General features: G+C 73.4%; 20 protein-coding genes. 12 read left to right on the top strand and 8 right to left on the bottom strand.

The features are described 5' to 3' along the window. Window positions 1–10: 10 nt before the first annotated feature. Both ACIQGV_RS08025 and mgrA read right to left on the bottom strand, forming a co-directional pair. Window positions 11–421: a hypothetical protein gene (locus ACIQGV_RS08025; RefSeq protein ID WP_402492097.1), complete on the bottom strand. Its 411-nt coding sequence runs from the start codon at window positions 419–421 to the stop codon at window positions 11–13. Window positions 422–819: 398 nt separating this feature from the next. Then, window positions 820–1,812 (bottom strand): L-glyceraldehyde 3-phosphate reductase, encoded by a 993-nt coding sequence (gene mgrA, locus ACIQGV_RS08020; RefSeq protein ID WP_402492095.1) that lies wholly within the window; start codon window positions 1,810–1,812, stop codon window positions 820–822. A 141-nt stretch (window positions 1,813–1,953) separates the two neighbouring features. On the opposite strand from mgrA, the gene ACIQGV_RS08015 reads away from it, so the two are divergent. Both ACIQGV_RS08015 and ACIQGV_RS08010 read left to right on the top strand, forming a co-directional pair. Further along, a complete protein-coding gene (locus ACIQGV_RS08015; RefSeq protein WP_402492092.1) occupies window positions 1,954–2,847 on the top strand; it encodes a LysR family transcriptional regulator in 894 nt (297 codons plus the stop codon). Between the two features lie 17 nt (window positions 2,848–2,864). Next, window positions 2,865–3,371, top strand: coding sequence for a DUF664 domain-containing protein (locus ACIQGV_RS08010; RefSeq protein ID WP_402492089.1), 507 nt, complete (start codon window positions 2,865–2,867; stop codon window positions 3,369–3,371). A gap of 2 nt (window positions 3,372–3,373) precedes the next feature. Here ACIQGV_RS08010 and ACIQGV_RS08005 read toward each other — a convergent pair whose 3' ends face one another. Both ACIQGV_RS08005 and ACIQGV_RS08000 read right to left on the bottom strand, forming a co-directional pair. Then, on the bottom strand, window positions 3,374–4,444 hold the full coding sequence (locus tag ACIQGV_RS08005) for an adenosine deaminase (RefSeq protein WP_402492086.1): 1,071 nt from the start codon (window positions 4,442–4,444) through the stop codon (window positions 3,374–3,376). Between the two features lie 48 nt (window positions 4,445–4,492). After that, on the bottom strand, window positions 4,493–4,882 hold the full coding sequence (locus ACIQGV_RS08000) for a VOC family protein (RefSeq protein WP_402492083.1): 390 nt from the start codon (window positions 4,880–4,882) through the stop codon (window positions 4,493–4,495). 927 nt (window positions 4,883–5,809) lie between these two features. Here ACIQGV_RS08000 and sph point away from each other — a divergent pair. Together sph and ACIQGV_RS07990 are read left to right on the top strand one after the other, a co-directional pair. After that, window positions 5,810–6,796, top strand: coding sequence for a sphingomyelin phosphodiesterase (gene sph / locus ACIQGV_RS07995; RefSeq protein WP_402492080.1), 987 nt, complete (start codon window positions 5,810–5,812; stop codon window positions 6,794–6,796). Window positions 6,797–6,923: 127 nt separating this feature from the next. After that, window positions 6,924–7,964, top strand: coding sequence for an acyl-CoA dehydrogenase family protein (locus ACIQGV_RS07990; protein WP_402492077.1), 1,041 nt, complete (start codon window positions 6,924–6,926; stop codon window positions 7,962–7,964). Between the two features lie 58 nt (window positions 7,965–8,022). Here ACIQGV_RS07990 and ACIQGV_RS07985 read toward each other — a convergent pair whose 3' ends face one another. Next, a complete protein-coding gene (locus ACIQGV_RS07985; RefSeq protein WP_402492074.1) occupies window positions 8,023–8,190 on the bottom strand; it encodes a hypothetical protein in 168 nt (55 codons plus the stop codon). A gap of 182 nt (window positions 8,191–8,372) precedes the next feature. On the opposite strand from ACIQGV_RS07985, the gene ACIQGV_RS07980 reads away from it, so the two are divergent. Together ACIQGV_RS07980 and ACIQGV_RS07975 are read left to right on the top strand one after the other, a co-directional pair. Beyond that, window positions 8,373–9,974, top strand: a complete 1,602-nt coding sequence (locus tag ACIQGV_RS07980) for an SDR family oxidoreductase (RefSeq protein ID WP_402492071.1) — start codon at window positions 8,373–8,375, stop codon at window positions 9,972–9,974. After that, window positions 9,971–11,344, top strand: coding sequence for a cryptochrome/photolyase family protein (locus tag ACIQGV_RS07975; RefSeq protein WP_402492069.1), 1,374 nt, complete (start codon window positions 9,971–9,973; stop codon window positions 11,342–11,344). The genes ACIQGV_RS07980 and ACIQGV_RS07975 overlap by 4 nt, the downstream gene beginning before the upstream one ends. A gap of 185 nt (window positions 11,345–11,529) precedes the next feature. On the opposite strand, the gene ACIQGV_RS07970 is transcribed toward ACIQGV_RS07975, so the two are convergent. Further along, entirely contained in the window at window positions 11,530–12,537 is a 1,008-nt protein-coding gene (locus ACIQGV_RS07970) for a MerR family transcriptional regulator (RefSeq protein ID WP_402492066.1), read from the bottom strand. Between the two features lie 318 nt (window positions 12,538–12,855). Here ACIQGV_RS07970 and ACIQGV_RS07965 point away from each other — a divergent pair, with 318 nt between their 5' ends. From ACIQGV_RS07965 to ACIQGV_RS07945, 5 genes are all read left to right on the top strand, one after another. Next, on the top strand, window positions 12,856–13,296 hold the full coding sequence (locus ACIQGV_RS07965) for an SPW repeat protein (protein WP_402492064.1): 441 nt from the start codon (window positions 12,856–12,858) through the stop codon (window positions 13,294–13,296). A 229-nt stretch (window positions 13,297–13,525) separates the two neighbouring features. After that, entirely contained in the window at window positions 13,526–14,023 is a 498-nt protein-coding gene (locus ACIQGV_RS07960) for a nucleoside deaminase (protein WP_402492061.1), read from the top strand. Window positions 14,024–14,399: 376 nt separating this feature from the next. Beyond that, window positions 14,400–15,449, top strand: coding sequence for a UDP-glucose 4-epimerase GalE (gene galE / locus ACIQGV_RS07955; protein WP_402492417.1), 1,050 nt, complete (start codon window positions 14,400–14,402; stop codon window positions 15,447–15,449). Between the two features lie 184 nt (window positions 15,450–15,633). Beyond that, complete coding sequence (locus ACIQGV_RS07950) at window positions 15,634–19,905, top strand: aminotransferase class I/II-fold pyridoxal phosphate-dependent enzyme (protein WP_402492415.1); 4,272 nt, start codon at window positions 15,634–15,636, stop codon at window positions 19,903–19,905. Window positions 19,906–19,916: 11 nt separating this feature from the next. Next, entirely contained in the window at window positions 19,917–20,705 is a 789-nt protein-coding gene (locus ACIQGV_RS07945) for a class I SAM-dependent methyltransferase (protein WP_402492058.1), read from the top strand. On the opposite strand, the gene ACIQGV_RS07940 is transcribed toward ACIQGV_RS07945, so the two are convergent. Together ACIQGV_RS07940 and ACIQGV_RS07935 are read right to left on the bottom strand one after the other, a co-directional pair. After that, entirely contained in the window at window positions 20,671–22,443 is a 1,773-nt protein-coding gene (locus tag ACIQGV_RS07940; protein ID WP_402492055.1) for a glycoside hydrolase family 15 protein, read from the bottom strand. The two genes, ACIQGV_RS07945 and ACIQGV_RS07940, sit on opposite strands and share 35 nt — an antisense overlap. Window positions 22,444–22,621: 178 nt before the next feature. Further along, window positions 22,622–23,320, bottom strand: a complete 699-nt coding sequence (locus ACIQGV_RS07935) for a chaplin (protein ID WP_402492053.1) — start codon at window positions 23,318–23,320, stop codon at window positions 22,622–22,624. Window positions 23,321–23,645: 325 nt separating this feature from the next. On the opposite strand from ACIQGV_RS07935, the gene ACIQGV_RS07930 reads away from it, so the two are divergent. After that, on the top strand, window positions 23,646–25,262 hold the full coding sequence (locus tag ACIQGV_RS07930) for an alpha/beta hydrolase (protein WP_402492051.1): 1,617 nt from the start codon (window positions 23,646–23,648) through the stop codon (window positions 25,260–25,262). Window positions 25,263–25,269 lie beyond the last annotated feature (7 nt).

The raw sequence follows: 25,269 nt of genomic DNA, 5'->3' as shown, positions 1-25,269 counted from the left end.
GCGTGCGGCTCTAGGCCACGGGCGCCGCCAGCGCCGGAAGGGTCCGCTGCATGCGCAGGGCGTCGACGGACTCGGCCAGCAGCTCGTACTCGGTGGTGTCGTCACTGGCGGCGACGCGCACCAGTCGGCCGGCGGCCAACTCGTCGGCGCACAGCTCCTGTTGGCCGGGGTCGGCGCACCAGGAGCGCAGCAGGGCGGGGACGTCGGGCACGGTGGCCGCCACCGGCACCAGCGCGCTCGGCGGAATGTGCTCGGCCTCGGGGCCGGGGTCGAGCCGCTCGGCGATCCAGGAGGCCCGGTCGCGCAGCCACCACAGGGCGAGCGCGAGGGTGGGCGCGCGGTAGGTGCCCAGCGGGACGCCGATGCGCCGGCCGTCACAGGTGCCGTAGGCGGTGACATGGCACAGGAATTCGTCGTGCACGATCCACTCCCCCGTTGCGCTCGCGCCGGTACGGGCCTCGCTTTCGTGCGGCTCGGGGCGTTCAACTGCCCTCTGGCGTCGAGTATCTTCACTCTTGAACCACTGTCACCACGGTTTTCAAGCCAGTCTCCTGGCATATTCACCGGGCGCCTTGGCCGAAAGGCGACGGGGGTTCGGAAGGGAAAGCGGCGTACGGATTTCCTCCGCCCGCGCCACCCCTCCGAGCTGGGAAGTCGTGCGCGGATCCACGAGATCGACGCGGGCGGGGAACATCGTCCTCAGGGGATCGGAAGTGATCGCGGAATTCATCGCGACGGTGCGCGAACGCCCCGGGGAATGACGGCCGGAGCCATGTCGTCCGGCCGGATTCCGCCGTGAGGAAAGAACCGGGGAGATCCTTACTCGTTGACGATCGCGTCGATGCGTGCGAGTTCCTCGTCGTCGAAGCCGAGACCGCCGACGGCGGCGACGCTGTCCTCGATCTGCCGCGCGCTGCTCGCGCCCACCAGCGCGGAGGTCACCCGGCCGCCGCGCAGCACCCAGGCGAGGGCGAGCTGGGCGAGGGTCTGGCCGCGGGACTTGGCGATGTCGTCCAGGGCGCGCAGCCGGGCCACCAGGTCCTCGGTGACGGCGTCCCGGTTCAGGAAGGGGCTGTCGCTCGCGGCCCGGGAGTCCTCCGGGATGCCGTCCAGGTAGCGCCCGGTGAGCAGGCCCTGCTCCAGCGGGGAGTAGGCGATGGAACCGACCTGGAGCTCGTCGAGCGCGTCCAGCAGGCCCTCGGTCTCGGGGCGCCGGTCGAGCATCGAGTAGCGCGGCTGGTGGATCAGCAGCGGGGTGCCCAGCTCGCCCAGGATCCGGGCGGCCTCGCGGGTCTGCTCGGCGGAGTAGTTCGAGACGCCGACATAGAGCGCCTTGCCCTGCTGGACGGCGGAGTGCAGGGCACCCATCGTCTCCTCCAGCGGGGTCCGCGGGTCGAAGCGGTGCGAGTAGAAGACGTCCACGTGGTCCAGGCCCAGCCGCTTCAGGCTCTGGTCGAGCGAGGAGAGCAGGTACTTGCGCGAGCCCCACTCGCCGTACGGGCCGGGCCACATCAGGTAGCCGGCCTTCGTCGAGACGATCAGCTCGTCGCGGTACGGCGCGAAGTCCGCCTTGAGGAACTCGCCGAGGGCGGACTCGGCGGCGCCGGGCGGCGGGCCGTAGTTGTTGGCCAGGTCGAAGTGGGTGATCCCCAGGTCGAAGGCGCGGCGCAGGATGGCGCGCTGGGTCTCGACGGGGCGGTCCGGGCCGAAGTTGTGCCACAGGCCCAGCGACAGCGCGGGAAGCTGCAGACCGCTGCGTCCGGTGCGCCGGTAGGGCATGTCCGCGTAACGGTCGGGGTGTGCGGTGTACAACGCGACTCCATGACGTGAGAGGGGTGGGTCCTGCGGTGGGCCCGGGGACGGGCCCGGTGAACCCTGTCCACTCTTGCCCGGCCCGCGGGCAGTGGTCCAACAGAAGAATCCGATGGGATTCAGCGGATAGGCTTCTCAATCATGGAACTGCGCCATCTCCAGCACTTCGTCGCGGTCGCCGAGGACCAGCATTTCACCCGGGCCGCCGAACGGCTCATGGTGTCCCAGTCGGGTCTGTCGGCGTCCATCCGGGCGCTGGAGCGGGAGCTGCGGGCGCCGCTGTTCGTGCGGACCACCCGGCGGGTGACCCTGACCGAGGCCGGGCGTGCGCTGCTGGGCGAGGCGGAGCGGATCCTGGCGCAGGTGCGGTCGGCGCACGAGGCGGTCGCGGCCGTCCAGGGCGTGCTGCGCGGCACGCTCGCGCTGGGCACCGAGCAGTGCATCGCCGGGGTGCGCACGGCGGGGCTGCTCGCCGCGTTCCGCCGGCGGCACCCGGACGTGGAGATCCGGCTGCGGCAGTCGGGCTCCCTCGCGCTGGCCGAGGGGGTCGCCGCCGGGCGGCTGGACCTGGCCTTCGCCTATCGCACCCGCGACGACTCCGACCAGCTGCGCTCGGTGGCCCTGGCGGGCGAGCCGATGACCCTGCTGTGCCACCCGGGGCATCCGCTGGCCTCGGCCGGTCCGGCTCTCGCCCCGCACGACCTCGCCGACGAGGTGTTCGTCGACTTCCACCCCGACTGGGGCCCGCGCCGGGCGACCGACGCCGCGTTCGCCGCGGCGGGGGTGCGCCGCACGGTCGGCCTGGAGGTGAACGACGTGCACAGTCTGCTGGACCTGGTGGACGAGAACCTGGGCGTGGCCGCCGTGCCGCGGCACTTCCGGCACAAGCGCGAGTCCCTGACCGCCGTACCGCTGAAGGGCACGGACGAGACGGTCTACGAGACCGTCGCCCTGCTGCCGCCGGAGCAGGCCACCAGTCCGGCGGCCCGGGCGCTGATGGAACTGCTGGGCACCGGGGCGCACGACGGGATGTGATGCGCGATGGTGGAGCCATGCACGCCAAGGACATCCTCATCGAGGGATACGGCCGCATCCGGGAAGAGGTCCACGCCGCCGTGGAGGGCCTCGGTCCGGACGGGCTGAACGCCCGCCCCGCCGCCGACGCCAACTCCGTCGCCTGGCTGGTCTGGCATCTCACCCGGGTCCAGGACGACCACGTCGCGGACGCCTTCGGCCTGGACCAGGTGTGGCGGGCCGGACAGTGGAGCGAGAGGTTCGCCCTGCCCCTGCCGGTCCACGACACCGGGTACGGCCACAGCTCCGCCGAGGTCGCCCGGGTGCGGGTCGACTCGGCGGAGCTGCTGACGGGGTACTACGACGCGGTGCACGCGCGGACGCTCCAGCGCCTCGGCGCGCTCACCGCCGGGGACCTGGAGCGGATCGTGGACGAACGCTGGGACCCGCCGGTCACGCTCGGCGTACGGCTGGTGAGCGTGCTGTCCGACGACCTCCAGCACGCCGGGCAGGCGGCCTACGCGCGCGGGCTGCTCGCGGGCTGATCTCAGAGCGCGGCGGCGTAACCGGGCAGGACGACGTCCTCGATCAGGGCCTTGCGCTCGTCGAACGGGATGAACGCGCTCTTGACGGCGTTCACGGTGACCGTGCGCAGGTCCTCGACGCTCCAGCCCGCCTGCTCCACCAGCAGGGACATCTCGCGGGTCATCGTGGTGCCCGACACCAGGCGGTTGTCGGTGTTCAGGGTGACGCGGAAACCGAGGTCCTTCAGCGCCGTGATGGGGTGCTCGGCGATCGAGGTCGCGGCGCCGGTCTGGAGGTTGGAGGTGGGGCACATCTCCAGGGCTATCCGGCGGTCGCGGACCCAGCCGGCGAGACGGCCGAGCTTTCCGTCGACGATGTCGTCGGTGATGCGGACGCCGTGGCCGAGACGCTGGGCGCCGCAGATCTGGAGGGCCTGGTGGATGCTGGAGAGGCCGTCGGCCTCACCGGCGTGGATGGTGAAGGGCACGCTCTCGCGGCGCAGGTGCTCGAACGCCTCCAGATGGTCGGCGGCCGGGAAGCCCGCCTCGGCACCGGCGATGTCGAAGCCGACGACACCGGCGTCACGGAAGGCGACGGCCTGGTCGGCCGCCTCACGCACCCGGTCGAACATGCGCATGCCGCACAGCAGGGTGCCCACCCGGACGGGCGTACCGGCCGCGGCGGCCTTCGCCATGCCGGCCGCGAGGCCCTCCTGCACGGTCTCGACGACCTCGGCGAGGGTCAGCCCGCCGCCGGTGTTCAGCTCGGGGGCGTAGCGCACCTCGGCGTAGACGACACCGTCCGCGGCCAGGTCCAGGACGTACTCCTCGGCCACGCGCAGCAGGCCCTCGCGGGTCTGCATCACGGCGAGGGTGTGCTCGAAGGTGGCGATGTAGCGGACCAGGTCACCGGAGTTGGCGGCCTCGAAGTACCAGGCGGCCAGCTCGTCCGGGTCGGTGGTCGGCAGGGTGTGGCCGACCTCGCGGGCGAGCTCGACGACCGTGGCGGGGCGCAGGCCGCCGTCCAGGTGGTCGTGCAGGACGGCCTTGGGGAGGCGGCGGATCACATCGGCGTCTACGCGCGTAGCAGTCATGGCGGGGCTTTCCTTGCAGCGAGGTGGTTCGAGGGAGTGAGGGGTGGCTCAGGCGGCGGGCTGGAGCAGGTCCCAGCGATTGCCGTACAGGTCCTGGAACACGGCGACCGAGCCGTAGGGCTCGTGACGCGGCTCCTCCAGGAAGGTCACGCCGGCCGCCAGCATCCGGGCGTGGTCGCGGGCGAAGTCGTCGGTGTGCAGGAAGAAGCCGACGCGGCCGCCGGTCTGGTCACCGACCCGGGCCCGCTCGGACTCGTTCTTCGCGCGGGCGAGCAGCAGTCCCGTACCGGGCGCCGCACCGGGCTCCACGACGACCCAGCGGGACCCGTCGGGGCGCGGGGCGTCCTCGGCCAGCCGGAACCCGAGAGCCTCGGTGTAGAAGCGGATGGCCTCGTCGTAGTCGTCGACGACGAGGGTGACCAGGGCGACGCGCTTCATCGCAGCCTTTCGGACGACGGCCGGGCGAGCGGCCGGGAGGCGGTTGACGGACGAGGTTATACGTAAAACCCAGGAGATGCCAGCGGCCGGGACGGGCCGGGTCGGCCGGGGGGCCGGGCAAGGCCCGGAGGCCGGGGTGCAGGGCCTTCGGCCGGGGCGGGGCGGGTGAGGGGGCGCCGGCGTGCGGGGATGAAGATCGACAAGGGTCCGCGGAGCGCAGTGGACCGCAAGCGTGACGTGCCGGACCGGCCGGAGCGGGAGACGGACGTCCGGGTGTCCTCGGCCGGTGCCGACGGAACACCCTGGCTGATGCCTCTGCGATTCGCCCGGGACGGGACCGGCATACGGCCGGCGACGCAGCCGGGCAACCCGACGGGCCGCAGTCCGGGCGCGTCCGGCCGGACCGGCCGGAGCGGGAGACGGACGTTCGGGTGTCCTCGGCCGGTGCCGACGGAACACCCTGGCTGATGCCTCTGCGATTCGCCCGGGACGGGACCGGCATGCGGCCGGCGACGCGGCCGGGCAACCCGACGGGCCGCAGTCCGGGCGCGTCCGGCCGGACCCGGCCGGCGCTCGGTGACACCCGGGACGTCGTGCCGATCGACGGCGACGTGGAGACGTGCACCGCGCGGGACGTGCCCCCGGAGGCGGCCGAGCGGTTCACGGCGAAGCACCGGCGGGACCCGCGGAGCGACCCGGCGGCGTACGCCTTCCACCGGGTGCGCCCGGTCACGGTGGAGGCATGGCACGAGGTGCGCGAGCTTCCGCAGCGCAGGCTCATGCGGGACGGAACATGGCTCGCCCGGACGGATTCGGCGCGCGTACCTTCTCGCGCCATCCGTTTCCCCCGTAGTGGTTACCCGGGAGTAATCCCTGATGGTTTGATGTGCGGCGCCACTCAACCCCCTTCCACCACAGGGAGATCCAGTGACACTCTCCGCACAGCGTCGTGCACAGGGCTCTGCCGTGCTCGCCCTCTCGCTCGCCGTCACCGGACTCGCGGGCGCGACGCCCGCCGCGTCGGCCGCCGAACAGGCGCCGCCGCTGAGGGTTCTGACGTACAACGTCTTCCTCTTCAGCAGAACGCTCTACCCCAACTGGGGCCAGGACCACCGGGCCACGGAGATCGCGAAGGCCCCGTTCGTCGGCGGGAACGACGTCGTGGTGTTCCAGGAGATGTTCGACAACTCCTCGTCGGACGCCCTGAAGCGCGCCCTCGCGGGCCGGTATCCCCACCAGACCCCGGTGGTCGGCCGCGCCAGGGACGGCTGGGACGCGACGGGCGGGGCGTACTCGGCGACCACGCCGGAGGACGGCGGGGTGACGGTGCTCAGCAAGTGGCCGATCCTGCGCAAGGAGCAGTACGTCTTCAAGGACGCCTGCGGCGCCGACTGGTGGTCGAACAAGGGCTTCGCGTACGTCGTGCTGGACGTGAACGGCAGCCGGGTGCACGTGGTCGGCACCCACGCGCAGTCCACGGACCCCGGCTGCGGCGCGGGCGAGGCCGCCGCCGTGCGCGGCCGGCAGTTCCGGGCGATCGACGCGTTCCTGGACGCCAGGAACATCCCCGCGGACGAACAGGTGCTGGTGGCAGGCGACTTCAACGTCGACTCGCGCACACCGGAGTACGCCTCCATGCTCGCCGACGGCGGTCTCGTCGGCGCCGACGCGCGCACCGGACACCCGTACTCCTTCGACACACGGGACAACTCCATCGCCCGCGACCGCTACCCGGACGACCCCCGTGAGGACCTGGACCTCGTCCTGCACCGCGCCGGACACGCCCGCCCGGTGGTGTGGAAGAACGACGTGGTCAAGGAGCAGAGCGCGCCCTGGACGGTGTCGAGCTGGGGCACGTCGTACACGTACACCAACCTGTCGGACCACTACCCGGTGACCGGCTCCACGGGCTGATCCCGCGGACTGGTCCCACGGTCCGGCGGTCCGCCCTCCGCCGGGCCGGTGCGTCCCCCTGCGGGGACCGGGCCGCCGCGCCGCGTCGTCGTGCCCGGCGGCCCGGGCGCCCGGAAGAATTCCCCTCATGACCACCGCACCGCACCCCCTCGTCGTCCGCGCCCGCCGGCTCGCCGACGAACTGCTCGCCCCGCAGGCCGCCCGCGTCGACGAGGAGGGTGTGCCCGCCAGTCACATCACGGCCGTGAAGGAGTCGGGACTCCTCGGGACGAACGCCCCCGAGGAGTACGGCGGCTGGGGCGCGCCCTCGGCCGTGGCCCGCCGGACGGCGGAGATCCTCGCGGGCGCCTGCTGCTCGACCTGGTTCGTGCAGACCCAGCACCACACCCCGGTGCAGCTGCTCGCGGCCGGTGCCTCTCCGGTCCGGGAGCGGCTGCTGCGTCCGCTGGCGACGGGCGAGCTGCTGGCCGGGATCGCGTACGCCCATGTCCGTGCCTTCCCGAAGGTCCTCGTGCGGGCCGCCCGGGAGGGCGACGGCTGGCGGTTCGACGGAACCGTGCCCTGGTACACCGGCTGGGGGCTGAACGACGTGATGCTGCTGGCCGGTGTGACGGACGAGGGCGAGGTGGTGTTCGCCTTCACCGACGCCCGTGCACAGCCCGGGCTGCGGCCGTCGCCGCCGATGAGGCTGGCGGCGCTCACGGCGGCCCGCACGGTGTCCCTGGAGCTGACCGGGCTGCGCGCGGCCGAGGAGGACGTCGTGCTGCGCACCCCCTACGAGAGGTTCGCGCTCCTCGACCGGGCACGGTCCGCCCATGCCGTACCGGCCGTGTTCGGCGTGGCCGAGGCGGCGCTCGCCCTTCTGGAGGAGGCCGACCAGGACCTGGCGGGGCACTGGCGCGGGCGTCTGGCCGACGTCCGCCGCCGGGCCTACGACCTGGCCGACCACCCGGTCCCCCAGGAGCGCCTCGACGAGAAGCTCGCCGTGCGGGCGCAGGCCCTGGAACTCGCGCGTACGGTCACCACGGCCGCGGTGGTGGCGGGCGGCGGTCGCTCGATGCTGCTCGGCAGCAGCGCACAGCGCCTCGCCAGGGAGGCGCTGTTCCTGCTGGTGCAGGGGCAGACGGCGAACGCGCGGTCGGCGCACCTGCGTCTGCTGGCGGAGTGACGTCGCGTCCGGCGGCCGTTCGCCGGGGCGTGGCCGGCCGGCCGCCCCGGGCGTGAGGTCAGTCGTCCTCGCCGGTCCGCACGACGACGAGGAACGCGTCGGACTTCAGGTCCATCACCACCGTGGCGGGCTCGCCCTCCGCCCGCCGGCGTGCCGCGTACTCCTCCGCCGGCCATGATCCGCGCGGAGATCCCGCGGGAAACCGCTCCAACACCTTCGCACTCATGGCGGCAGCCACCTCCCGGTCCCGGACGAACTGCTTGCTCCGGTCCGCCTGCCCGGGATGGGCGCGAACATGTCAGCCGTTACGGCACCTGGCGCAGCCCGCCGCATCCGCCCGCCCCCGGCGCGGGGAAGAGAGAGCGGGAAGAGCGCGCGGGAACAGCCGACAGGAAGGGCCGAGTACGGATGAGCCTGAACAGCGTGGACGGCGGCCCCGCCCCCGAGGGACTGTGCCTGGTCACCGGCGCCACCGGCTACATCGGCGGCCGGCTCGTCCCGGAGCTGCTGGCGGCGGGCCGGCCGGTGCGCTGTCTGGCCCGCGCACCCCAGCGGCTGCGCGACCATCCCTGGGCGGGCCGGACGGAGATCGTGCGCGGGGACGTCACCGACGCCGCGTCCGTCGCACGGGCGATGCGGGGCGTGGAGGTGGCCTACTACCTGGTCCACGCGCTCGGTTCGGGCGAGGACTTCGAGGAGACCGACCGGCGTGCCGCGCGGGTCTTCGGCGAGGCGGCCCGCGCGGCCGGTGTGCGCCGGATCGTCTACCTCGGCGGCCTCACCCCGGTGGACGTGCCGGAGCGGGAACTGTCCCCGCATCTGCGCTCGCGCGCCGAGGTGGGCCGCATCCTGCTGGACTGCGGTGTCCCCACGACGGTGCTGAGAGCGGCGGTGGTCCTCGGTTCCGGGTCGGTCTCCTTCGAGATGCTGCGGCACCTCACCGAACGGCTGCCGGTCATGGTCACACCGAGCTGGGTGCGCACCCGGATCCAGCCCGTCGCCGTCCGTGACGTGCTGCGCTGGCTCGTCGGCAGCGCCGGGATGCCCGCGGACGTCAGCCGGGCCTTCGACATCGGCGGCCCGGACGTCCTGACGTACCGCGAGATGATGATCCGGTACGCCGCCGTGGCGGAGCTGCCGCCGCGGCTCATCCTGCCCGTGCCGATGCTCAGCCCCGGACTGTCCAGCCACTGGGTCGGCCTGGTCACGCCCGTCCCGGCCTCGATCGCCCGGCCGCTGACCGAGTCGCTGCGCCACGAGGTGGTCTGCCGGGAGCACGACATCGCCCGCTGGCTGCCGGACCCGCCGGGCCGGCCGATCGGGTTCGACGAGGCGGTCCGGCTCGCCCTCCGGCGCGTGCGCGACGCGGACGTCGCCACCCGCTGGTCCTCGGCCTCGGTGCCGGGCGCGCCCAGCGACCCGCTGCCCACCGATCCCGACTGGGCGGGCGGCAGCCTGTACTCGGACCACCGCGAGCTGACCGTGGACGCCTCGTGCGCGGCGCTGTGGCGGGTGATCGAGGGCATCGGCGGGGAGAACGGCTGGTACTCCTTCCCGCTGGCCTGGGCGGTGCGCGGCTGGCTCGACCGGCTCGTGGGCGGCGTCGGGCTGCGCCGCGGACGGCGGGACGCGGCCCGGCTGCGGGTCGGCGACTCGCTGGACTTCTGGCGGGTGGAGGAGATCGAACCCGGACGGCTGCTGCGGCTGCGGGCCGAGATGCGGCTTCCCGGCCTCGCCTGGCTGGAGATGTACGCCGAGACGGACGGCTCGGGCGCCACGCGTTACCGCCAGCGGGCCCTGTTCCATCCGCACGGGCTGCTGGGCCACGCCTACTGGTGGAGTGTCTCGCCCTTCCACGCCGTGGTGTTCGGCGGCATGGCCCGCAACATCGCACGGGCCGCCCGGGCGGGCGACGGCCCCGCGCGCCCGGCCCCCGCGCAGGGGCCTGCCTCCCGGCGCACGTCCTCCCGCCGCTTCCTGTCCCGTCTGCTCCGGAGCTCCGCACGATGACCACCTCCGTCGTCCTGTTCACCGCCGACCTGCGCGTCCACGACCATCCGCCCCTGCGGGCGGCCCTGCACGACGGCCGCGAGGTGGTCCCGCTGTTCGTGCGCGACCCTGCCGTGGACGGCGCCGGGTTCGCCGCGCCGAACCGGCTGGCGTTCCTCGCCGACTGCCTGCGCGATCTCGACGCGAGCCTGCGCGACCGGGGCGGCCGGCTCGTCGTGCGCTCCGGCGACCTCGTCGAACAGGTGTGCCGGGTGGCCACGGAGGCCGGGGCCGACGAGGTGCATCTGGCGGCCGACGTCAGCGCGCACGCGCAGCGCCGCGAGGAGCGGCTGCGGCACGCCCTGGAGTCACAGGGGCTGCGGCTGCACGTGCACGACGCCGTGACCACCGCGGTCGCGCCCGGTGCGGTCACCCCCGCCGCCTCGGACCACTTCGCCGTGTTCACCCCGTACTTCCGGCACTGGTCGCAGCAGCGGCTGCGCGAACCGCTCGGTGCGCCCCGCACGGTGCGGGTCCCCGACGCGGTCGCCTCGGACGGGCTGCCGTCCCACGAGGGTCTGCCGGGGGTGTCGGAGGGGCTCGCCGCGGGCGGTGAGACGGAGGGCCGCAAGCGGCTGACGGCATGGCTGCGCGGCGGCCTCTCCGAGTACGGCGACCGCCACGACGACCTGCCCGGCGACGCCACGTCACGGCTGTCCCCGCATCTGCACTTCGGCACGCTCTCCCCGGCGGAACTGGTGCACCGCTCGCGCGCCGCGGGCGGGCCGGGTGCCGACGCCTTCGTGCGGCAGCTCGCCTGGCGCGACTTCCACCGCCAGGTGCTCGCGGCACGGCCGGACGCGGCCGCCGCCGACTACCGCAGCCGGGAGGACCGCTGGCGCCCGGAGCGGGAGGCCCGGGCGGACATCGAGGCATGGCGGGAGGGCCGTACCGGCTACCCGGTCGTCGACGCGGCGATGCGGCAGCTGCGGCACGAGGGCTGGATGCACAACCGCGGCCGTCTGCTGACGGCGAGCTTCCTCACCAAGACCCTGTACGTCGACTGGCGTGTGGGAGCCCGGCACTTCCTGGAGCTGCTGGTCGACGGGGACGTCGCCAACAACCAGCTGAACTGGCAGTGGGTGGCGGGCACCGGCACGGACACCCGGCCCAACCGGGTCCTCAACCCGGTCGCCCAGGCACGGCGGTTCGATCCGTACGGGGCCTATGTACGGCGCTGGGTGGGCGAGTTGGCGGAGGTCGAGGGCACCGCGGTGCACGAACCGTGGAAGCTGCGGGGCCCGGACCGGGCGGCGGTGGACTACCCCGATCCGATCGTGGATCTCACCGCCGGGCTGGCCCGGTTCAAACAGGCCCGCGGACTGGGCTGAGGCGACACGTACGCCACCGGCCCGGACCTCGTCCCGGCCGGACCGGGGCCCGTACGCGGCGACGACCGGCACGGGGCCCGTACGGGCCGGTCCAGGACCTCGTGAGCAACCGGCACCGGACCCGTACGGGCCGGCCCGGACCCGTACAGGCCGGCCCGGAGCCTCCTGAGCAACCGGAGCAGGGCTCATGCGGGTCGGTCCGGGTACAGCGCGGCCAGGATGTCGAGCGCGTCCTTCAGCCCCGCCGGTCTGGGCAGGCCCGGCTCGGCGCGGCCCAGCCAGCCGGGGCCGGCCGGCATCACCAGCGTCCGCCTGCGTGCCCCCTGCACCCCCCAGCGCAGCCCGGCCACGTGCCGGGCGAAGGGCAGGTTCGCCGAGGAGCGGGTCTGGGCCCACAGCACCACCGCGGCGGGGCCGAGCCGCCGTACCGCCGCGGCCAGCGCCTCGGCCGGCACGGCCGCCCCGAACATCCGCGTGGGCAGACCCAGCCGGCTGAGTCCGGCGTTCAGCGCCTCCAGGGGCAGGGTGTGCTCCTCACCGGGCAGACACGCCAGCACGACCGGCCCCTGGGCGGGCATGTCCTCCTGCCGTACGGGCGGGCCGGTGTGCCGGCGCAGGGTGCTGGACACGTGCCAGGACAGCAGATGCTCGACCTCGACGTAACGGTCCCCGGACGAGGCCCATTTGCGGCCGACCGCGTGCAGGGTCGGCACCATCACGTCCTGCCAGGCGACGGCGAGTCCGTGCCGGTCGACCGCCTCCCCCAGCTGCTCCTCCACGGCGGCGGCGTCGAGGCGCACCGCGGCGCGGGCCAGGCCCCGGCACTCCTGGCGCACATCACCCAGGGGCAGCGGGCCCGCCGCCCGCGACCGCGGCTCCTCCTGCGGCGGGGCGGCCGTGAAGTCGGCCGCGCCCTCCCGTGCGGCCCGTGCCGCCTCGGCCGGCGGCACGCCGGAGGAGGTCAGTCTGCACATCTCCTCCAGCACCGCCACGTCCTGCGGGGTCCAGCGCCGGTGCCGGCCGCCGGAGCGGGCCGCCGGGCCGATGCCGTACCGGCGGTCCCAGGAGCGCAGGGTCGTGGGGGACACACCGAGCCGGCGGGCCAGCGCCCCCGTGGTCAGAGACACCTGCGGATCCTGGGGTCCGGTCGGTGCGAGGGCCGCCGGAGCCGCGGGGCCGGGCAGGTCGTCCATGGGTCGACGATACGACGCGGGGGCGGCCGCTGAGGGAGGGATGCGCATGCATCCTCCGAGGTCCCGCGGGCAGAAGGAGGAACAGCGGTGCGGGCACGTGCGCCGCGTACGGGGTGTCTCCCCCGGGCACCCCGCCCGCCCCCGGGGGGAGTCGGCGCTCCCCGGGGGCGCTCCCCGGGGAACGCCGTGAGGACGGAGTCACGCAGGCCCTCCGCCTCTACACATAAAGGTGAAATAAGCGCAAACTACAGATATGCGGTGCTCGTGCACCCTCGCACCGGCACCGTGGTCGGACCTGCGAGCCGAAGGAGACGAGTCATGGCCGACGTCTCTCATCCCCGGGGTGACATGTCGACTCACCCCGATGTCTCCGAAATGCGGGCACGCTACGCCCGTATGCTCGGCGGTCGCGATGTGGCGCTCGTGGACGGACCGGTGTTCCTGCTCGGTCTGTACTGCGCCGTGTCCCCCTGGATCGTCCACTACACCACCAGCCAGCCCGACCTGGTGCCGCACAACCTGATCGTGGGCCTCGCGATCGCCGTGCTGGCACTGGGCTTCACCCGGGCCCCCGAGCGGATGTACGGCCTGAGCTGGGCCATGTGCGCACTGGGCGTGTGGATGATCGTCTCGCCGTGGATCGTGGGCGACAGCCCCGACGCGGGCGTGGTCATCAACAACATCGTCGTCGGCGCCCTGGCCGTGATCCTCGGGCTGATATGCGCCGGCACGGCGGCGAAGAGCACCCCGGCTCCGTGAGGGGCGCCGCCGCGGCAGCGGTGAGGGGCCGGTCCGCGCACCCTGCGGACCGGCCCCTCGCCTTGCGCGCCTCACAGCCCCTCCGCCCCGCACGCCCCGCGGCCGGGCCCGCACTCCGCCCCGGCCCGCGCCCGGCCGGCCCTCGCCCGGTCGGTCGGCGCCCCGCCCGGAACGCCCTTTCCCGCCTCTACGCTGACCGCAGAAGATCACGCGGCGAGGAGGCCCGCTCATGGTGGAGGCAGTGGAGACGGCGTATCTGCGCCGGTGCGTGGAGCTTGCGCGGGAGGCGGTGGAGGCCGGGGACGAGCCCTTCGGGTCCGTGCTGGTGGACGGTGACGGGAAGGTCCGGGCCGAGGACCGCAACCGGGTCGCGGGCGGGGACCGGACCCGGCATCCGGAGTTCGAACTGGCCCGCTGGGCCGCGGCGCATCTGACGCCCCGGGAGCGGGCGGCCGCGACCGTGTACACCAGCGGCGAGCACTGCCCGATGTGCGCGGCCGCGCACGCATGGGTGGGGCTGGGCCGGATCGTGTACGTGGCCTCGTCGCAGCAGCTGGGCCAGTGGTTCGCGGAGCTGGGCGTACCGGCCCCTCCGGTGCGCATCGTGCCGGTCCGGGAGATCGCTCCCGGTGTCGCGGTCGAGGGCCCGGTGCCCGAGCTGGTCCCCGAGGTCCGGGCTCTGGTGCACCGCTTCTTCGGCCCCGGGGACGCCGCCGCCTTGACGTGAGCCGCATCTGGGGGCAGAGTCGTACATATACGGCGTAAACATATGCCGTCAGCATACAGTGCCACCCCCCAGGAGCGTCCCTCATGACGCAGACCGAGCCCCCCGGCATCAGGGTCCCGGGACACCGGGAGCCGGGTGGCACGCCCGTACACCGCCTTCCCCCCGCTCCGGGGACGCGCCGAGCCGGTCCGGGCCTCGCGATCCCCGCTCTGCCGTTCGCGTCCGCCATGACCGGGGCGCCCCCGGAGCCCTCCGTGGTCACCTCGTGGCCGGTCCCCGACGGGCCGTGCCACGGGGCGGCCCCCGGGGGCCGGTGAGCGCGGTGCACGACGGCACGGCGTACGAGAAGTCCCGGCGTCCCGGCGCGCCGTCGACGGTGCTGGTCACCGGCGGCGCGGGGTTCATCGGCAGTCATGCCTGCGTCGACCTGCTCGACCACGGCTACGAGGTGATCGTGGTCGACGACCACTCCCACAGCACACCCCAGGTCCTCAACCGGGTGGAACGGATCGCCGGCCGCTTCGTCGGCGCCGTCTACGAACTGGACATCCGTGATCGGCGCGCTCTCTCGGCCGTCTTCGACCGACACTCCGTGGACGCCGTCGTGCACTTCGCCGCGCACAAGGCCGTGGGCGAGTCGACACGGATGCCCGTGCAGTACTACGACAACAACGTCGGGGGCACCACGTCCCTGCTGTCCGCCATGCACGAGCACGACGTCCGCCAGCTGGTCTTCTCCTCCTCCTGCTCCCTCTACGGCGACACGGGCGGCGGCCCGGACGGCGGCCCGCTCGACGAGTCCACGCCCCCCGCACCCGTCAACCCCTACGCCTCCTCGAAGTGGCTGTGCGAGCAGATCCTCGCCGACGTCTGCCGCCACTGGCCCGAGCTGGCGGTGCTGTGCCTGCGCTACTTCAATCCGGTCGGCGCGCACCCCAGCGGCCTCCTCGGCGAGGACCCGGGCGGCACACCCGACAACCTCATGCCGTACGTGGCCCAGGTCGCCGTGGGCCGGCGGAAGCAGCTGCGGGTGTTCGGGGGCGACTACCCGACCCCCGACGGCACCGCGATCCGCGACTATCTCCACGTCATGGACACCGTCGAAGCGCACCGCGTCGCCCTGGACCACCTCGCCGGGGAGAGCGGCATGCGGGTCTTCAACCTCGGCACCGGAACCGGCAGTTCGGTGCTGGACGTGATCACGGCGTTCGGCTCGGTGAGCGGCAGGACGATCCCGTACGAGATCGTCGGCCGCCGCCCCGGGGACGTGGCCCGGCTGGTCGCGGACGCGAGCGCGATCGGCCGCGCCTGGGGCTGGCGTCCGACCCGGGACCTGTCGACGATGTGCCGCGACGCCTGGCACTTCCAGCGGCTCAACCCGAACGGCTACGCGGGCTCGGCCCGGCGTCCGGGCAGGAGGGAGTGAGCGGCTTCCGGCGACGGCCTTCGAGGAGCGAGGCCCCGGCGGACGCCGCCGGGATCCGGCCCTCACGAGATGCAGGCGCGGAGTGTCGATGCCTACGATCGAAATCCGCCCGGACCAGGCAGACGGCCCGGCGACGACCTCCCCGGTGAGGAGGCGACCGCCTTTGCTGCCGCCCCAGCGGCTCATGGCCGCCTATATCGCACTGGTCGCGATCCTGACGACCGTCTATCTGACCGTGCCGTCGGCCTTCGTCATGGTGTACGCGACGATCGGGCTGGCCGGAGCGGCCGCCGTCGCCACGGGAACACTGGTCCACCGGCCCGCCCACGCGTGGCCGTGGTGGGTGCTCGCCGCCGCACTGCTGATCTTCATCACCGGCGACACGTACTACAACACCGTGGAGCAGTACTTCGGCGCCTCCAACCCGTTCCCCTCCCCCGCGGACGCCTGCTACCTGATCACCTATCCGCTGTTCGCGATCGGGCTGTCCGGCCTCGTGCGCTACCGCTCGTCCGGGCACGATCTGCCGAGCCTGCTCGACGCGCTGATCATCACCGCGGGTCTGGCGCTGCCGGTGTGGCTGTATCTGGTCCAGCCGCAGTCGGAGCTGGAGGGCCTGACCTGGCAGCAGAAGGCCATCAGCATCGCCTACCCCCTGGGGGACGTGCTCGTCCTCGCGCTGCTGGCCCATCTGCTGATCCGCGGCCCGCTGACCGGGCCCAACCGCTCGGTGCAGCTGCTGGTCCTCGGCACGGCCACGCTGCTGTGCTTCGACATCGCCTACGGCATCGTGCAGCTGAACTCGTCGTGGCAGACGGGCACGGCGCTGGACGCCGGGTGGATCGTCTTCTACACCGCCTGGGGACTGGCGGCGCTGCATCCGTCCATGGTCGAACTGACGGCGCCGGTGCCGCGCCGGGAGACGCTGCTGCCGCTGCCGCGCCGGCTCGTGCTGCTCGCCATGGTCACCCTGATCGCCCCGGGCATCCTGCTGATCGAGGGCCTGACGGGCACCCCCCGGCACGCGGCGATCATCGCCGCCTTCTCCGGTGTGCTCTTCCTGCTGGTCATCCTGCGGCTCGCGGTCATGGTGGTGGCCCACCGCAAGGCCGTGGCCCGCGAGCACGCCCTGCGCAGCGCGGCGGCGTCCCTGGTGTCGGCGGTACGGCGGGAGGAGGTGGCCCGGTCCTGCGAGGGCGCGGTGGACACCCTGCTGGGCCCCGCCGTGGAGCACCGCACCCTGCTGCTGCCCGCCCGACGCGCCGCCGAACTGGGACTGGGCGCCCCGCGTCTGCTGCGGCCCGATCTGCTCGGCCCGCAGCTCGCCACCGAACTGGGCGGGATGGAGACCGCGCTGGTGTGCCCGCTGAATCCGCGCGAGCCGGACCCCGAGGAGCCGCGCGGGGTGCTGGTGGTGGCGGGCCCGGCCCGGGAGCTCACCGAGACCCGGCGGTCACTGGAGATCCTCGCCTCGCACGCGGCCCTCGCCCTGGAACGGGTCATGCTGCGCCAGGAGGTGGTCCGCCAGGAGAGCGAGGCGTATTTCCGCACCCTGGTGCGCAACGCCTCCGACGTGATCCTCATCGTGGAGGACGACGACCGGATCCGGTACGCCAGCCCCTCGGCACGGTCCGTGTTCGGTACGGCCGAGCTCATCGGCCGGCTGCTGCCCGACCTGCTGGACCCCCGCGACCGCAAGCGCGCCGCCCGGGAACTGACGGCCGTGCGGGAGAACGGGCCGCGCAACGGCCACGACCACTGGTGGGTGCAGCGCGGGGAGGACCGTGTCGAGGTGGAGGTGCGGTGCAGCGACTTCCGCGACGAGAGCACCGTGGGCGGACTGGTGATCACGCTGCGGGACGTCACCGAGCAGCGCCGTCTGGAGCACGAGCTGACCCAGCGCGCGTTCCACGACTCGCTCACCGGCCTGCCCAACCGGACCCTGCTGATGGAGCGCATCGAGCGCGCCCTGCTGCGCGGCCGCCGCGAGTCGTCGCTGACCTGTCTGCTCTTCATCGACCTGGACGACTTCAAGCTGGTCAACGACACCATGGGGCACTCCGCCGGCGACCATCTGCTGGTCGCCGTGGCCGGCCGGCTGAGCCGGACGCTGCGGCGCAGCGACACCGCGGCCCGCCTCGGCGGCGACGAGTTCGCGGTGCTGATGGAGGACGCCCGCCGGCCGGTGGACGCCGAGCTGCTGGCCGCGCAGGTGGTCCAGACGCTCAGCCGGCCCTTCGACCTCGCCGACGAGACGGTGACCGTGTCCGCCAGCGTCGGTGTGGCCACCGCACGCGACAGCACCGGCGCGGAGGAACTGCTCGGTCACGCCGATCTCGCGCTGTACGCGGCGAAGACGGCCGGCAAGCGCCAGTGGCGGCGTTTCCAGCCGATGCTGCACACCCGTATGGTCGAGCGGCACGACCTGCAGAGCCGGCTCGCGCAGGCGATCGCCGGGCGGGAGTTCGCCCTGCGCTACCAGCCGGTCGTGGACATCACCGCGGGCGAGGTGGTCGGCTTCGAGGCGCTGGTGCGCTGGCCGCACGCCGCGCATCTGCGTCCCGTCGCGCCGGAGCAGTTCATCTCCGTCGCGGAGGAGACCGGACACATCGCGGTCCTCGGCTCGTGGGTGCTGCAGAACGCCGCGCAGGACATCGCCGGGCTCCAGCGGCTGCCCGGCCAGGGCCCCCCGCCGTACGTCAGTGTGAACGTCTCCGCCCGGCAGTTCCGCGACAACGGCTTCCTGGACCATGTGGCGCAGGCGCTGCGCACCCCCGGCCTGGCGCCGGGCTCGCTCCAGCTGGAGCTGACCGAGTCGGTGCTGCTGCGCCGGGACGCGCAGATCCAGGGGGTGCTGAACTCCCTGAAGGAGCTGGGGGTGAACATCGCCGTCGACGACTTCGGCACCGGTTTCTCCTCGCTGCGCTATCTGCGGGACTTCCCGATCGACGTCCTGAAGATCGACAAGACGTTCATCGACGACATCACCCGGGACCCGCAGCAGGTCGCGCTGGTGGAGGGCATCGTCCGCATCGCCGACACCCTCGGGCTCCAGGTGATCGCCGAGGGCATCGAGGACCAGGAGCAGCGGGATCTGCTGGCGGGCATGGGCTGCCGGTTCGGCCAGGGCTTCCTGTTCGCGCGGCCGATGACGGTGGAGCAGAGCGAGCGGGTGCTGCGCGACGGCAACGGCGCGAGGATCGTCCTCGCGCCCTCCACCACGCCCTCCATGCCCCCGCGGCCCGCGGCCCGCTGGGCCGGCCTGGAGCATCTGCGGCGCACCAGCCCGATGAGCGACGCGGTGCTGGACGAGGTGCGCGGCCGGCACATCCGCAGCGGCGACCACTGGCTGATCGACTACGCCTCCTGCAACTACCTCGGCTTCGACTGGGAGCCGGAGATCATCGCCGCGGTGGAGCCGGCGGTGCGGCGCTGGGGCACCCACCCCAGCTGGTCCCGGCTGCTGGGCAGCCCCCGTCTGTACGAGCAGATCGAGGAGCGGCTGTCGGAGCTGCTGGGCGCGCCGGACACGCTGCTGCTGCCGACGATCACGCTCATCCACTCCTCGGTCATCCCCGTCCTCGCCGAGCAGGGCAGCGTGTTCGTGGAGGCGACCGCGCACAAGACGGTCTACGACGGCTGTGTCACGGCCCGTTCGCAGGGGGCCACCCTGCGCCGCTTCCACGCCGACCGGATCGACGAGCTGGACGGGATGCTGGCCGCCGCGCCGCCGGGCGTGTCCCGGCTGGTGTGCCTGGACGGTGTGAACAGCATGAGCGGCTACATCCCCGACCTGCCCGCGCTGGCGGAGGTGTGCCGTTCCCGGGAGGCCACGCTGTACGTCGACGACGCGCACGGCTTCGGCGTGATCGGCGAACGCAGCCCGACGGAGCTGTGCCCGTACGGCTCGCGCGGCAACAGCGTGGTGCGGCACACGGGCGAGACGTACGAGGGGATGGTGCTGGTCGGAGGCTTCTCGAAGGCGTACTCGTCGCTGCTGGCGTTCCTGGCGCTGCCGACCGCGCTGAAGAACCGGCTGAAGACGGCGGCCGGGCCGTATCTGTACTCGGGTCCCTCCCCCACGGCGTCGCTGGCGACGGCGCTGGCCGGGCTGGAGGTCAACGAGCGGCGGGGCGACGTGATCCGCGCCGATCTGTACCGCAAGACCACGCGGGTGCTGGACCATCTGGACGCGCTCGGTGTCGACAGTCTCAACCACGCCCGGCTGCCGATCGTCGAGGTGCCGCTGGCCGACGCCGACGACCTCGACGCGGTCGGCGCGTTCCTGTGGGAGGCCGGCATCTACGTCACCCTGGCCGCCTATCCGCTCGTCCCGCGTGACCGGGTGGGCTTCCGCATCCAGGTCACCGCGCTGAACTCGGACTCCGACATCGAACGGCTCAACGCCGCGATGAGCCGGCTGTCCGAGCGCTTCCCACTGCGCATGAGGAGCTGAGGGGCAGGCCGATGACGACCGACGAGACGCGCACGGGACACGGCACGGGCACCGCGCACACCACGCACAACGACGACGTGGACTGGGACCACTGGCCGGTGGCGGACTACCTCGCCGAGAACTACCGGGAGCTGCATCCCTCGGACGCCGCGGTCATCGCCCATCACTCGGCCTTCTACCGGGGGCTGCCGCGCGGCGGTGTGGCGCGCTCGGTGGAGTTCGGCGCGGGTCCGAACCTGTATCCGCTGATCCTGGCCTCGGGGGCCTGCCGGAGGATCGAGGCGGTCGAGACGGGGGCGAGCAACGTCGCCTATCTGGAGCGGCAGATCCTGTGCGCGCCGGACGCCAGCTGGCTGCCGTTCCACTCCCTGTGCCGGGAGCTGAACCCGGACGTGCCGGCGACGCTGCCGGCCTCCCTCGCCGGGGTGAGCGTGGTCCACACGGACGTACGGGATCTCGATCCGGGCGGCTACGGGCTGGCGTCCATGCACTTCGTCGCGGAGGGCGCGACCGAGGACCACGCCGAGTTCGCCGAGTTCTGCCGGCTGTTCGTGCGGTGCGTGGCGCCCGGCGGGTATCTGGTGGCCGCGTTCATGGAGAACATGCCCACCTATCGCATCGGGCCGGCCTCGCGCTGGCCGGGCTGTCCGGTGGATCCCGGCCGGGTGGTCCAGGTGTTCGCTCCGCTGACCGCGGATCTGTCGGTGACCCGGATCGACGCCGATCCGACGCTGCCGGACTACGGCGACACCGGGATGGTGCTGCTCACCGCGACGGCCGCGGCAGATCCCGCAGCGTGAACGCCGTACCGACCAGGGCGACGTGGCTGAACGCCTGCGGGGCGTTGCCGAGCTGGCGGCCGGCTGCGGGGTCCCACTGCGCGGCGAGCAGCCCGAGGTCGTTGCGGACGGACAGCACCCGCTCGAAGGTGTCGCGGGCGCGGCCCTCCTCGCCGAGCGCGGCGAGCGCGTCGGCGTACCACAGGGAGCAGGCGACGGAGGCGGCCTCGTGGCCGTCGTCGGGTGTGTGGCGGCGCAGGAACCCGCCGTGCTCCAGGGCCCGCAGGGCGTGGACCGTGTCGCGCATCCGGCTGTCGCGGGCGGGCAGGAAGCCGTGCGCGGACAGCAGCAGGGCGGAGGCGTCAAGCCGGTCGCTGCCGTAGGACTGGACGAAGGAGCGCAGCCGGCTGTGCCAGCCGTAGCGGCACACCTGGGCGCGGACCTGGTCGCGCATGACCCGCCAGGAGCCCGGTACCTCGGCGCCGAGCAGGGCGCCGAGCCGCAGGGCGCGGTCGGCCGCGACCCAGGCCATGACCTTGGAGTGGACGAACTGCCGGGCGGGGCCGCGGGTCTGCCACAGGCCCTGGTCGGGCTCCTGCCAGTGTGTCTGGAGGTGGCCCATCAGGGACTTGACCAGGCTCCACACGTGCGGGGGCACGTCGATGCCGGCTTGCAGCGACAGGCACAGGGTGTCCAGGACCTCGCCGTGCACGTCGAGCTGGCGCTGGTCCATGGCGGCGGTGCCGAACCGTACCGGTGCGGAGCCCTCGTAGCCGGGCAGCCAGGGCGCCTCGGTCTCGGGCAGCAGGCGCTGTCCGGCGACGCCGTAGACGGTCTGGAGGTGGACCGGGTCGCCGGCGACGGCGCGCACCAGCCAGCCGAGCCAGGCGCCGGCCTCCTCGCGGTAGCCGCTGCGCAGCAGACAGGACAGGGTGAAGGCGGAGTCGCGCAGCCAGCAGAAGCGGTGGTCCCAGTTGCGGGTGCCGCCGACGCGCTCGGGCAGGGAGGTCGTCGGCGCGGCCACGATGCCGCCGGTGGGGGCGTAGATGAGGGCCTTGAGGGTGATCAGGGAGCGGACCACGGCGTCGCGCCAGGGGCCCTGGTAGCGGCACTGGGCGGTCCAGTGCCGCCAGAAGTCGCCGGTCTCCTTCAGGGCGGTGTCGGCGGGGACGCAGAGCACACCGGGTGCCGTGGTGCGGTGCGAGGGCGTCCACGCCAGGGTGAGGGTGAGGCGGCGTCCGGCGGGGACGGTGAAGTCGGCGACGGTCGTGTCGTCACCGCCGCGGTCGGCGACCGGGCCGTCGGCCCCGAGCCACACGGCGTCGGGTCCGGCGACGGCGACCTGGCAGCGCTCGGCGTCGTCGCGGGTCCAGGGCACGACCCGGCCCTGGTGGAAGCGCAGCCGGAGTTCGCTGCGCACGGTCACCTCGCCGCTCAGGCCCTCGACGATCCGCACGAGACACGGGAACTGGGCGCGTGGCGGCATGAAGTCGGTGACACGCACACGGCCCGAGGGGGTCTCCCACTCGGTGTCCAGCACCAGGGTGTCGTGACGGTAGCCGCGCCGGCTGCAGGGGCCTTCGGCGCCGCGGGGGGCGACCCGCCAGAAGCCGTTGTCCGGGGTGCCGAGAAGGGCCGCGAGACAGGCGGGCGAGTCGAAGCGGGGCAGGCACAGCCATTCGACCGACCCGTCCCTGCCGAGCATCGCGGCGGTCTCCAGGTCGCTGAGAAGGGCGTAATCCTCGATGAGACTGCTCATGATCGGATCACGCCGTCGTACACAGGGCCGCATGTCCAGGGTACGCCGGTGGCTCCCCCGCCGCCCGGTGTACGGACCCGCGGGGAACAGGGCCGCCGGGTTCCCGGAGGGCGACGCCGACGGCCGGGGGCTGTGGAGGCCGGGGGCGGGCGGGGCGGCCCGGACCGACGCCCCGTTCTCAGTCCGTCGTCCGGCGGCGGAACGTGTGGTGGAGCGCGAGGCCGCCGAGGAGGAGGGCCGCGCTGCCGGCGGCCAGGGGCAGGGTGGCGTCCGTGCCGGTGCGGGCGAGCACGGAGTGCGGAGGCGGGACGGCCTCCTCGGCCGGCGGGACCGTGTGGGACCTGGGGGGTGCGGCCGGCTCCGGGGCGGGTGGGGCCGGGTGCTCGGGCTCCTCGGGGTGCCGCGGGGGCTGCGAGGGCCGCGGCTGCTCGGGTTTGTGGCCGGAGGTGCTCGACGACTCGTTGCCGAGGACCGGATTGCCGACGCCGACCACGTTCACGGAGTTGCCGCTGAGATTGACCGGCAGTTCCACCGGCAGCTGGACGCCGTTGCCGGAGAGCACACCGGGCGAGCCCTCGGTCTCGCTCTCCGCGGAGGTTCCTGCGGACGGTCCCCCGGAGCCCGCCGGCCCGGACTCGGACCGGTGCGCGCAGCTGTTGCCCGCGGCCGGGTTCAGCAGCCCGACGACGTTCACGGTGTTCCCGCACACGTTCACCGGCACGTGCACCGGGAGCTGGACGCTGTTGCCGGAGATCAGCCCCGGCGAGCCGGCCGCGCTGCCGTCGGCCGTGGAATCGGCGTACGCAGCGCCGGTCGCGGCCATCGCGCCGGAGGCGGCGACGACGGCGATCACACCGTTTCGGGTAACCCGTCTCATAGGTTCCCTGCCTTCCAGACATGGACACGGGCACTCGCCCGCACCGGGTAGAACGCGTCCGGGGCATCGGAGTTATGCCCGATCGGACTTTCACCCCATCGAGCGCCATGGCGGTCGAACAGGCGGTGAAGGGATGAGAAACCCATGACCACAGGAGCGGAGGAGACAGCGGGACGCCGGAAGCGCGGCAGGGAAGAAGCAAAGCGGGGCAAAAGTGGCATGGTACGCCCCTCCCTCTCCGTGCGCCCGCCCGCGGGCGACGCCCGCCGGGGCCGCTTATCGTGAGCGAGGGCCCTCGTTTCCCGGTGCTCGGCTGGAGGGATCGATGCCGACCAAGCTGTCCGCGTGGTGGCCCGCGGTGCGCCGCTGCGCGCTCATCGGCACCGCGGGGCTGGCCCTGCTCGGCGCCGGCCTGCCGGCCCTGGCGGCCGACGGGGACGGCCCCGGCCTGTCGCGCTTCTACGACCAGAAGATCACCTGGTCAGCGAGGGCCTGCGGGATCGCCGAGGCGGCCGGGAGCGCCGGGGACCTCCAGTGCGGGAAGGTGACCGTCCCGCTCGACTACGCCCACCCGGGCGCCGGGACGCTGGAGCTGGCCCTCGCCCGCCATCGGGCCACGGGTGACGCCCGCGGCTCGGTGGTGCTGAACTTCGGCGGGCCGGGCGGCTCGGGCGTCAGCCAACTCGGCTGGTCGGCCGACCAGTTCATGGACCTGGCCGAGGGCTACGACGTGGTCTCGTTCGACCCGCGCGGGGTCGGCCGGTCCTCCCCCGTCAGCTGCGGCGCCACCGGCCACGGGGCGCCGGACCCGGCCGGCGAGGCACAGGAGCCGGCCGACGCGCTCAAGGATCCGCAGGCCGTGCTGCGGCAGTTGCGCCGGGAGGCGCAGAAGTGCGCCGAGCACTCCGGGCCGGTGCTGCCGCACATCGGCACGGTGAACGTCGCACGGGACCTGGACGTCATCCGGGCGGCGCTGGGCGACAAGAAGCTCAACTATCTCGGGTTCTCCTACGGCACCCGGCTCGGCGCCGTGTACGCGGCGCAGTTCCCGGACAAGGTGGGCCGGCTCGTCCTCGACGGCGTGGACACGCTGACCGAGCCGCTGGCCGAGCAGGGCGTCGTGGGCGCCAGGGGCCAGCAGGCCGCGCTGGAGTCGTTCGTCGACTGGTGCGTGAAGGACATCGCCTGCCCTCTCGGGCAGGACGCGCGCACCGCACGCGAGGACGTCGAGAGCCTGGTCGGCTCGCTCGACGAGGATCCGGTGCCCACGGCCTTCGGCGGGCCGTTCACCGGGCAGGACCTGGTCGGCGCGCTGAGCCAGGCACTGTACAGCGAGGACATGTGGCCGTTGCTGGAGCGGGCGCTGGCCTCGCTGCTGGAGGACGGGGACACCCGGGCGCTCGAGTCCTTCGCCGGCGGCGGCGTCACCCTGCCGGTGCGCTCCCGGACCGGGGAGGGGACCGGGGGCACGCTCGTGCACGAGGAGGAGGTCCCGCCGGACAACCTCCCGGCGGCGCTGATGGCGGTCAACTGCGCGGACGATCCCGACCGCCCCACGGCTGGCCAGATCACCCGTGATCTGGCCCGGCTGCGCGCGGAGTACGAGCGTGCCTCACCGGTCTTCGGCACCTACCGGCTCACCCAGGTGCTGATGTGCCACGGCCGCCCGAAGGGCACCGACTTCATCCGCGAGAAGGTCAAGGACGTCGACACTCCCAGGATGCTGCTGGTCGGCACGCGCGGCGACCCGGCGACGCCGTACCGCTGGACCGTGGAGACCGCGAAGCGTCTCGGCCCCTCGGCCGTGGTGCTCGACAACCGCGGCGAGGGCCACACCGGTTACGGGTCCTCCGGCTGTGTGCACCGCAAGGTCGACGACTTCCTCCTGTACGGCTCCCTGCCGGCCGACGGCAGTTCCTGCGGCCCCGACCGGGACCGCTGACCGACGG

Source organism: Streptomyces sp. NPDC093094 (genome assembly GCF_044754345.1).
GTDB lineage: Bacteria > Actinomycetota > Actinomycetes > Streptomycetales > Streptomycetaceae > Streptomyces.
This window is presented reverse-complemented; position numbering and strand designations above follow the sequence as displayed.

What these genes read in the sequence shown, in the direction of transcription:
- ACIQGV_RS08015 (WP_402492092.1), top strand. Translation starts at nt 1,954, where the DNA reads ATGGAACTGCGCCATCTCCAGCACTTCGTCGCGGTCGCCGAGGACCAG.
- ACIQGV_RS08010 (WP_402492089.1), top strand. Translation starts at nt 2,865, where the DNA reads ATGCACGCCAAGGACATCCTCATCGAGGGATACGGCCGCATCCGGGAA.
- ACIQGV_RS08005 (WP_402492086.1), bottom strand. Translation starts at nt 4,444, where the DNA reads ATGACTGCTACGCGCGTAGACGCCGATGTGATCCGCCGCCTCCCCAAG.
- ACIQGV_RS08000 (WP_402492083.1), bottom strand. Translation starts at nt 4,882, where the DNA reads ATGAAGCGCGTCGCCCTGGTCACCCTCGTCGTCGACGACTACGACGAG.
- ACIQGV_RS07990 (WP_402492077.1), top strand. Translation starts at nt 6,924, where the DNA reads ATGACCACCGCACCGCACCCCCTCGTCGTCCGCGCCCGCCGGCTCGCC.
- ACIQGV_RS07985 (WP_402492074.1), bottom strand. Translation starts at nt 8,190, where the DNA reads ATGAGTGCGAAGGTGTTGGAGCGGTTTCCCGCGGGATCTCCGCGCGGA.
- ACIQGV_RS07980 (WP_402492071.1), top strand. Translation starts at nt 8,373, where the DNA reads ATGAGCCTGAACAGCGTGGACGGCGGCCCCGCCCCCGAGGGACTGTGC.
- ACIQGV_RS07975 (WP_402492069.1), top strand. Translation starts at nt 9,971, where the DNA reads ATGACCACCTCCGTCGTCCTGTTCACCGCCGACCTGCGCGTCCACGAC.
- ACIQGV_RS07970 (WP_402492066.1), bottom strand. Translation starts at nt 12,537, where the DNA reads ATGGACGACCTGCCCGGCCCCGCGGCTCCGGCGGCCCTCGCACCGACC.
- ACIQGV_RS07965 (WP_402492064.1), top strand. Translation starts at nt 12,856, where the DNA reads ATGGCCGACGTCTCTCATCCCCGGGGTGACATGTCGACTCACCCCGAT.
- ACIQGV_RS07960 (WP_402492061.1), top strand. Translation starts at nt 13,526, where the DNA reads ATGGTGGAGGCAGTGGAGACGGCGTATCTGCGCCGGTGCGTGGAGCTT.
- ACIQGV_RS07950 (WP_402492415.1), top strand. Translation starts at nt 15,634, where the DNA reads ATGGCCGCCTATATCGCACTGGTCGCGATCCTGACGACCGTCTATCTG.
- ACIQGV_RS07945 (WP_402492058.1), top strand. Translation starts at nt 19,917, where the DNA reads ATGACGACCGACGAGACGCGCACGGGACACGGCACGGGCACCGCGCAC.
- ACIQGV_RS07940 (WP_402492055.1), bottom strand. Translation starts at nt 22,443, where the DNA reads ATGAGCAGTCTCATCGAGGATTACGCCCTTCTCAGCGACCTGGAGACC.
- ACIQGV_RS07935 (WP_402492053.1), bottom strand. Translation starts at nt 23,320, where the DNA reads ATGAGACGGGTTACCCGAAACGGTGTGATCGCCGTCGTCGCCGCCTCC.
- ACIQGV_RS07930 (WP_402492051.1), top strand. Translation starts at nt 23,646, where the DNA reads ATGCCGACCAAGCTGTCCGCGTGGTGGCCCGCGGTGCGCCGCTGCGCG.